The organism is Streptomyces sp. HSW2009 (assembly GCF_040240285.1).
In the GTDB taxonomy this organism is placed as follows: Bacteria; Actinomycetota; Actinomycetes; order Streptomycetales; family Streptomycetaceae; genus Streptomyces.
The window spans coordinates 1-7,660 of the sequence record NZ_JBEHZD010000396.1 but is presented as its reverse complement, the minus strand read 5'-3'; the positions used below and the strand labels follow the sequence as shown (position 1 = coordinate 7,660).

The window sequence follows — 7,660 nt, the reverse complement described above, 5'->3', positions numbered from 1 at the left end:
CGATCACCACGCCGTCATCGCCGATCGGCAGCGACAGCGCGGCCAACTCCGACCCGCGCACCGCGTGCCGGCCCCGGGGCGGGGGGGGCGCCCCCCCCCCCCCCCCCCCGCGGCGGGCAACCGGCAACTCCTGGGGCGGCCGGGCGCCCGGCACGGTCGCCGTGCTCCACGGCGCGGTCAGCCCCGGGCGGAAAGGGCGTCATGAGTCCACCCCCTTCACCCCCTTCACCCCTGCGCGACCACGTGGTGGTCGGCACCGACGGTTCGCCGGCCGCGATGTGGGCCCTGGACCGCGCGGTGGTCGAGGCCCGCCGTCGGCGCGTACCGCTGGAGATCGTGCACGGCTGGTCCTGGGGCGGGGCGTACGAGCCGATGGACGACGCATCGGACGTCCTCGCGGCGGCGGAGCGCCGGGTCGTGGACCGAGATCCCGCCCTCCCCGTGGTGACGACCGCGGTGTCCGCGGACGCGGCGAGCGCACTGGTCGACCGGTCGGCGGACGCCTGTCTGACGGTGCTCGGCTCCCGCGGCCACGGCGGGTTCGCCGGTCTCCTGCTGGGCTCGGTGACGCTGCGGGTCGCGGCGCACTGCCACCGGCCGCTGCTCGTGGTCCGCGGCGCGGACGAGCGAACCGGGCCTCCGACCGAGCGGCCCGTGGTACTCGGCCTCAAGCCCCCCGCCGACTCCGCCACCCGTTCAACCCCGGAGTCCCCCGCTGCCTCCACCCCGGACTCCGCTGCCCCCTCAACTCCGGGGTCCGCCACCGACTCCGCTGCCCACCCAGCTCCGGAGCCCGGCGCCGACTCCGCCGCCATCGGCTTCGCCTTCGCCGAGGCCGCCCGCCAACGGGCCGGGCTGTTGGTCGTCCACGCGCGCCCGGGCCCCGACCGCCGCCGGCCGACCGGGCCCGGCGCGGACCCGACGGGCGATCCGGCGGCGCCGGACGCGCTGACCGCGTGGCGGGCCCGGTACCCACAGGTGGCGGTGGAGACCCGGGCCGTACCCGGTGACCCGGCGCGGACCCTGGTGGAGGCGGCGTCCGCGGCGGAGGTCGTCGTCATCGCCGTCCACCGCCGCACCACGGGCCTGGGCCTCCAACTCGGCCCGGTCACCCACGCCCTCCTGCACCACTCCCCCGCCCCCGTCGCCCTCGTCCCCTGCCCCGCACCGCCCGGGTGAGGAACGGAACCAGCGACGGAATCAGCCGCGGTCCCGGACTCACTCGGCTTGCGTCAACGGCACTTCGGGCCGGGCCCGGGCACGCTCCCCGTTAGACGTACCGGAGCCGGTTCCGTACGCCGCCGCGACCACCGGTCCCACCCCGGCGCGGGCCCACCCGGAGGTCATCTCCGTACGAGCTCTGCGGGACCGTGCTCCGCCCCGCCCGCACGTGGGCCATGCCCAACACAAGTCACGCTCTACCCGGGCCACACCCCGTACGCAAGCCACCCCCGCCGCGGGCCGTCGTCCACGTCAAGGGCAGGTGACGACCTGGCCTGCCCAGGACAGCCCGCCGCCGAAGGCGAGCAGCAGGACCGGCCCGCCGGAGGGGAGCGTGCCGCGTTCGGTCAGCTTGGACAGTGCCAAGGGGACGGAGGCGGCGGAGGTGTTGCCCGACTCGACGACGTCGTACGCGACCACCACGTGGTCGGGGAGGCCGAGTCGCCTCGTGAGGACGTCGATGATGCGCAGGTTCGCCTGGTGGGTGACGACGCCGGCGAGATCGGCCAGGTCGATGCCGGCCCGTGCGCAGGCTTCCCTGGCGATGGCGGGGAGTTCGCCGGTGGCCCAGCGGAAGACGGTCTGGCCCTCCTGTGCGAAGTACGGGTGCCAGTCACCGGCCAGCCGGACGGCGTCGCCGCGCGTGGGGTCGGAGCCCCAGACGACCGGGCCGATGCCGACGGCAGCGCCGTCCGCACTGCGCACCGTTCCATCCACGCTGTGCACCGCATCGGCGGCGCTGAGGACCGCCGCGCCCGCACCGTCGCCGAGCAGCACGCAGGTGCGCCGGTCGGTCCAGTCGGTGACGTCGGACATCTTCTCGGCGCCGATGACCAGGGCGTGCCCGGCGGCGCCTGCCCGGATCGCGTGATCGGCGCAGGCCAGCGCCGTACAGAAGCCGGCGCAGCCGTTGTTGAGGTCGAAGGCGACCGGCCCGGGCAGGGCCAGCCGCTCGGCGACCTGGGCGGCGATGGAGGGGCAGCGGTCGATGGCCGTGCACGTCGCGACGGTGATCAGCCCGATGTCGGCGGGCTCAAGGCCCGACGCGGCCAGGGCCTTGCCAGCGGCTGCCGCCGCCATGTCGGTCACCGATTCCTGCGCGGCGGCGATGCGCCGGGTGGCGATCCCGGTGCGACGGCGAATCCATTCGTCGCTGGTGTCGACCACGGCTGCCAGGTCCGCATTGGTCAGGACTCGCGTCGGCTGGTAGTGGCCCATGGCGGTGATGCGGCTTCGGGGCGAGGGCGAAGGCACGGTCGGTCTCCTTGGCTGGGCATCAGTCAGCGGAAAATAGCATCCGATCGGTCGGAAGTTAAATGATGAGGTGCGCGCTACGATGACGCCATGAGCCCTCGCAACTCCCTGGCCGAAGCCCGTAAGACGCGGCAGCGCATCGTGACCCGCGGCATCGCGCTCGCCTCGGTCGACGGCCTCGAAGGGCTCACCATCGGGCGGCTCGCCACCGACCTCGGCATGAGCAAGGCCGGGGTGCTCGGCCACTTCGGCACCAAGGAAGCGCTCCAGCTCGCCACCCTGGAGGGCGCCGCAGCGGAGTTCGCACGCCTGGTGTGGCAGCCGGCAGCCGACGCGGCACCGGGGCTGCCCCGACTCCGGGCGGTCTGCGATGCCTGGATCACCTATCTGGCGACCGCGCGCGACGTCTTCCCCGGCGGCTGCCTCTTCACCACCGCATCGGTCGAGTTCGACGCCCGCGGCGGCGCTGTCCGCGATGCCGTGGCCCGGCTCACCCGGGTGTGGCGGTCCCGACTCACCGCCGAGGTGCGCAGGGCGACGACCGCGGGCGACCTGCCGGCCGACACCGACCCGGAGCAGGTCGCGTACGAACTCGTCGGCCTCGCCATGGCCCTCAACCAAGAGGTCCAACTCTTCGCCTCCCCCACGGCCACCGACCGCGCCCGCAGGGCACTCGACCGACTGCTCGGCCCCGACCCGACGCCGCGGGCCGGCTGACGGGGACGCGTACGGGGGCGGTGCGAGGCGCGCGTTCGGGGACGCGCACGGGGGTGGGGACGCGCGCGGGTACAGGGGGACGCATGCGGGCGCGGATGCGGAGGGAGCTCATACGGGCGAGCAGACACCCGCTGCCGCACCAGGAACGGCACCAGACATCCGCGCCACCCAGCGGGAACACCACTCCCGGGCCCGGCCTCCACGCGGCGCGCGCGGCGCCCATGTCGACCCCCGCCGGAGATCACGGCACCCGCGCCGATTCCCGTAGGAGATCCGGCCGCGGGAAGCCGCCCCGCAGTTCCCCGCGACGTGGCCGGCGACACGCGCCGAGCCGGCGGTACGGCGGGGCACGGGGCAATGCAGCCCAATGCAACGCAGCAGGGCGCGATCATGACGCATGATATGGATATGTCGTCTTTGCGGCGTAATACGGAGAAGCTCACCTCCAGCGGTCTGCCGCTGGAGGTCTTCGACACGGCGCCCGTCGGCGTGGGGGTCTACCGTGGCGAAGCGCTGGTGCTGGCCTATACGAACCACGCCTACCACCAGATCTTCGGCCACCGGCCGCTGGGCGTGCCCATCCGGGAACTCTTCGCCGACCTGCGCGAACAGGCCGACCTCGATCTGTTGGAGGAGGCGTTCCGCACCGGTCGGCCGTCCCAGGCGACGGCCATTCCGTTCACCGTGGGCGACTCCCCCGGCGCACCGCGCGCAGCCGCCGGCGCCGACGCCGTCCAGCGCTATCTGTCCTTCAGCGCCACCAGGATCGAACTCGCGGACCACGAGCCGGGGCTGCTGCTGGTCGTGGTGGAGGAGACCGAACGGGTCACCGCGGCCGAGCGCACCCGGGTGCTCTCCGAAGAGCGGCGCCGGGTGCTGCGCCGTTACGAGAGCCTGACCACGGCCCTCACCCAGCAGGTGTGGGTCAGCGACGCGCGCGGCCTGGTGGTGGAGACCAGCGCGGCCTGGGAGCGTGCGACGGGCCAGCCGCGGGCGGCCATCCGCGGCCGGGGCTGGCTGGAGACGGCACACCCCGACGACCGGGACGGGCTCACCCGCGCGTGGTTCCGGGCCGTCGACGAGGCGCCCGACCTGTTCCAGTACGCGTACCGGCTGCGCCATGCGGACGGCAGCTACCGGCACTGCGAGTTGCACGCGGTCCCGGTGCGCGAGGACGGGCGGGTGCTGGAGTGGGTCGGCGCCTGCACCGACATCGAGGAACGCTGGCTCGCGGAGCGGCGCAGCGAGCTGATCAGGCGCGCGGCCCGGGCCGCCACCGAGTCGCCCACCGCATCGGAGGCGTTCGCCGTGCTGAGTACGGTGCTGGTGCCCGCGCTGGCCGATGAGTGCGCCATCTACGTGCTCGGCGAGTTCGCCGGCCCCGAGTGTGCGACGGACCTGGCGCCGTTGCCCATGGAGCGCATCGCGGCCACCGTACGGCCGGGGCTGCGACCGGGGCCGCCGCCACGTGCCCAGGAGTTGATCGGGGCCCGGCACACCATGGCCCGGGTGGTACGCGAACGGCAGCCCTCGCACGCCTCGTTCCCGCCCGGGGCCGTGCCGGCGGACTTCGCCGCGCCGGGCGCCGTGACCTGGCTGCGCCAGATGGGGGCACACAGCGGTGCCGTGCTGCCGGTGCTGGTGGACGGCGAGGTGGTGGCGGTGGTCGCGGCGTTCGTCTGCGGTGACCGCGACCCCATCTCACAGGCCGACCGGGATCTGATGCGGGAGTTGTTCGAGCGGGCGCACACCCCGCTCAGCCGGGCGCTGCAACTCCAGCGCACCCAGCAGGTGGCCCGCGCCCTCCAACACAGCCTGCTCACCCCGCCGCCCGAGGTCCCCGACCTCACCATCGCCGCGCGCTATCTGGCCAGCCCCGCGGCGGCCGAGGTCGGGGGCGACTGGTACGACGCGTTCGTCCTGCTCGACGGCGCCACGGTGCTCATCATCGGCGACGTCGCCGGGCACGATCTGGACGCCGCCGTCACGATGAGCCGCACCCGCAACATGCTGCGGGCGCTGGCCGTGGACCGGGAGGAGCCACCGGGCGACATCCTGCGCCGCCTGGACGTGAACACCCTGATCCTCAGCCCGCAGGAGTCCACCACCACCTGTGTGCTGGCCCGGGTGGAGGGCCCACCGGGCGGGCCGTGGCGGTTGAACTACTCGGTGGCCGGCCACCCGCCGCCACTGCTGGTCACCTGGGAGGGCGACGCAACCTTCCTGGACGACGCGCAGGACATCCTGCTCGGCGGGCTCAGCCCCGAGGAGCCGCGCAACAGCAGCGTGCGCCCGCTGCCGCGCGGCTGCACGCTGCTGCTGTACACCGACGGCCTGGTGGAACGGCCCGACGAGGACCTGGGCCAGGGGCTCGACCGGCTGCGCCGCCACGCCACCGCGCTGGCCAGGGAACCGCTGGACGTGTTCTGCGACGAACTGCTGGCCCACCCGGCCCAGACCGGCCGCGACGACATCGCCATGCTGGCCCTCCGCCTACCCGCACCGTGAACGCCCCGGGCCCGGCCCCACATCCGGCTCCGACCCTACGACCGCAAGGGCCGACGGGACTGCACCGCGCGACGGTACGGGCGCCCCGCCGGCACCGGCGGCCCCCACCCCGGGCCGCCACCGCGCCCGCCTATCCCGCGACCGCGGCCCGTACGAAGCGCCGCAGGTGGGTACGGACCGTCTCGGGCTGCTCCCGCCAGGGCTCGTGCCCGGCGTCCGCGATGCGGATCAGCGGGCGGTCGAGCCGCAGCGCGAGCGCTTCGAGGGCCGCCAGGGGCCGCGGGTCGGCGACGCCGCCGAGGAGTTCGGTGCGCTCCGGCAGGCGGGCGCGCAGCTCGGTCAGACGTGCGTCGAGCGGGTCCGCCCGGCCCGCCGCGCCGAGTTCGGCGTTCATGGCCCAGTTGACGGGCCGCCGCGACCTGGCCCCTCGGGCCGCCCAACGCCAGCCGCGTTCGAGGTCGGCGTGGTCGGTGCACCAGGCCAGCGTGAGCAACTCGACCTCCTGTTCCTCGGTACGCCGCGCCATCCGCTCCAGTTCACCGAGCCGGTCCCGCTGCGCCGCGGTCATCCGCCCGTCGCGCGCCGCTTGGTAGCCGGCGCGCCACTCGCCGACGAACGGCCCGCACATCAGCAGCAGCGCCGCCACCCGGTCGGGGTGCGCGAGGCAGAACCTGCTGGCCAGGTCGGCGCCGTAGGAGTGCCCGAGCAACACTGCGCGGGGCGCCCGCCACGCGTCGAGCAGTTCGGCGAGGTCGGCGACGTGCCTGGCCAGCCCATGGCGGCCGGACCAGTCGGAGCGGCCCGTGCCGCGCTGGTCGTACTGGTGGACGGGCGGGGGGGGGGGGGCCCCCGGGGGGGGGCCCCCCCCGTGGCGCCCCGTCACCCCAGGTCCGCAGCCCGCAGCAGCCGTCGGGCGCGGTCGTCGTCGACGTCGCGGCCCACCTCGGTGAGCAGCCAGCCGCCGTCGGCCAGCACCCGACGGCGCCGGGCGGTGCGGGCGCCGCGCTCCAGTGCGTGCCAGAGCAGCGGGTTGGCGTGCAGCACCCGAAGACCGACCCAGGCCGTCGCCCCGTACGCGTCCCGCAGCAGCAGCCGCGGCACCACGCCGCCGACCAGGCGCACCGAGACCAGCAGGTCGGTGCGGACCGTGCGGCGCCGCAGCAGCGTGCGCGAGGTCAGCCAGCCGTCGCCGGCCGTGATCCGCGTCGGCAGGAGGACGGCGAGGAAGAGTGCGGCGACGGCGGTCCAGCACACCCCGCGCGCGAGGTCGAGCGTCCCGTTGCCGAGGTCGACCAGCAGCAGCGCCGCGTACATCAGGGCGGTGAGCCCGGCCGCCGACCGCAGTTCGCGGCCGAAGTCGACGTCGCCGGCGCGGTGCGGCGGGTGGCTCGGCGGGCCTGGCGCGCGGCGGGTGATGGCGGCGCGGCGGGCCGTGGTGGCCCGCGGCGGCACCGGGTGTGCGGCGCGGGTGGCCGCTTCGGGGCCGGCCACCGGCGCGCCCGGACGCGGGTCCGCCGGGCGCCGGGTGAGTTGCCACGGCACCGCCGCGCCCCACCGCTGCCGGCGGACGGTGAAGGCCGCGCCGAGCGGCCCTTCGTCCTCTCGTCGCCTACGCATGCTTCGACCGTAGGACGCCGGCCGGGGGCTGCCGCGGTCGTTGACGGGGTGCTGATGCACCGATGGGCAAACCTTGATGCGCCGCTGATGACGGGCCCTGCCACCGCCCGGAATGGGCCCCACGCGCCGCCCCATCAGCAGCAGCCGCCCGCTCCATACCTCCCGCCCCACAGCCGCGCCCTGTCTTCCCCCTGTCTCTTATACACAACACCGAGCCCACGAGACGGACTCCGATCTCGGATGGCCGGGTGTGGGTTTAAAAAAAAAGGGGGGGGGGGGGGGGGGGGGGGGGGGGGGGGGGGGGGGGGGGGGGGGGGGGGGGGGGGGGGGGGGGGGGGGGGGG

At 75.3% G+C, this 7,660-nt stretch carries 6 protein-coding genes; 3 read left to right on the top strand and 3 right to left on the bottom strand.

What is annotated here, in order from left to right; genetic code table 11:
• The first annotated feature begins 201 nt into the window (after positions 1-201).
• Positions 202-1,179, top strand: a complete 978-nt coding sequence (locus AAHZ94_RS24380; protein ID WP_349995235.1) for a universal stress protein — start codon at positions 202-204, stop codon at positions 1,177-1,179.
• A gap of 294 nt (positions 1,180-1,473) precedes the next feature.
• Here the strand turns inward: AAHZ94_RS24380 and AAHZ94_RS24375 are convergent, their stop codons facing one another.
• Complete coding sequence (locus AAHZ94_RS24375) at positions 1,474-2,475, bottom strand: beta-ketoacyl-ACP synthase III (protein ID WP_349995234.1); 1,002 nt, start codon at positions 2,473-2,475, stop codon at positions 1,474-1,476.
• 90 nt (positions 2,476-2,565) lie between these two features.
• Here AAHZ94_RS24375 and AAHZ94_RS24370 point away from each other — a divergent pair, with 90 nt between their 5' ends.
• Both AAHZ94_RS24370 and AAHZ94_RS24365 read left to right on the top strand, forming a co-directional pair.
• Entirely contained in the window at positions 2,566-3,192 is a 627-nt protein-coding gene (locus AAHZ94_RS24370) for a TetR/AcrR family transcriptional regulator (RefSeq protein WP_349995233.1), read from the top strand.
• Positions 3,193-3,600: 408 nt separating this feature from the next.
• Positions 3,601-5,700, top strand: a complete 2,100-nt coding sequence (locus AAHZ94_RS24365; protein ID WP_349995231.1) for a SpoIIE family protein phosphatase — start codon at positions 3,601-3,603, stop codon at positions 5,698-5,700.
• A gap of 130 nt (positions 5,701-5,830) precedes the next feature.
• Here AAHZ94_RS24365 and AAHZ94_RS24360 read toward each other — a convergent pair whose 3' ends face one another.
• Complete coding sequence (locus AAHZ94_RS24360; RefSeq protein WP_349995230.1) at positions 5,831-6,583, bottom strand: alpha/beta fold hydrolase; 753 nt, start codon at positions 6,581-6,583, stop codon at positions 5,831-5,833.
• Complete coding sequence (locus AAHZ94_RS24355; protein ID WP_349995229.1) at positions 6,580-7,317, bottom strand: hypothetical protein; 738 nt, start codon at positions 7,315-7,317, stop codon at positions 6,580-6,582. The genes AAHZ94_RS24360 and AAHZ94_RS24355 overlap by 4 nt, the downstream gene beginning before the upstream one ends.
• Between the last annotated feature and the right edge of the window lie 343 nt (positions 7,318-7,660).

What these genes read in the sequence shown, in the direction of transcription:
- AAHZ94_RS24380 (WP_349995235.1), top strand. Translation starts at nt 202, where the DNA reads ATGAGTCCACCCCCTTCACCCCCTTCACCCCTGCGCGACCACGTGGTG.
- AAHZ94_RS24370 (WP_349995233.1), top strand. Translation starts at nt 2,566, where the DNA reads ATGAGCCCTCGCAACTCCCTGGCCGAAGCCCGTAAGACGCGGCAGCGC.
- AAHZ94_RS24365 (WP_349995231.1), top strand. Translation starts at nt 3,601, where the DNA reads ATGTCGTCTTTGCGGCGTAATACGGAGAAGCTCACCTCCAGCGGTCTG.
- AAHZ94_RS24355 (WP_349995229.1), bottom strand. Translation starts at nt 7,317, where the DNA reads ATGCGTAGGCGACGAGAGGACGAAGGGCCGCTCGGCGCGGCCTTCACC.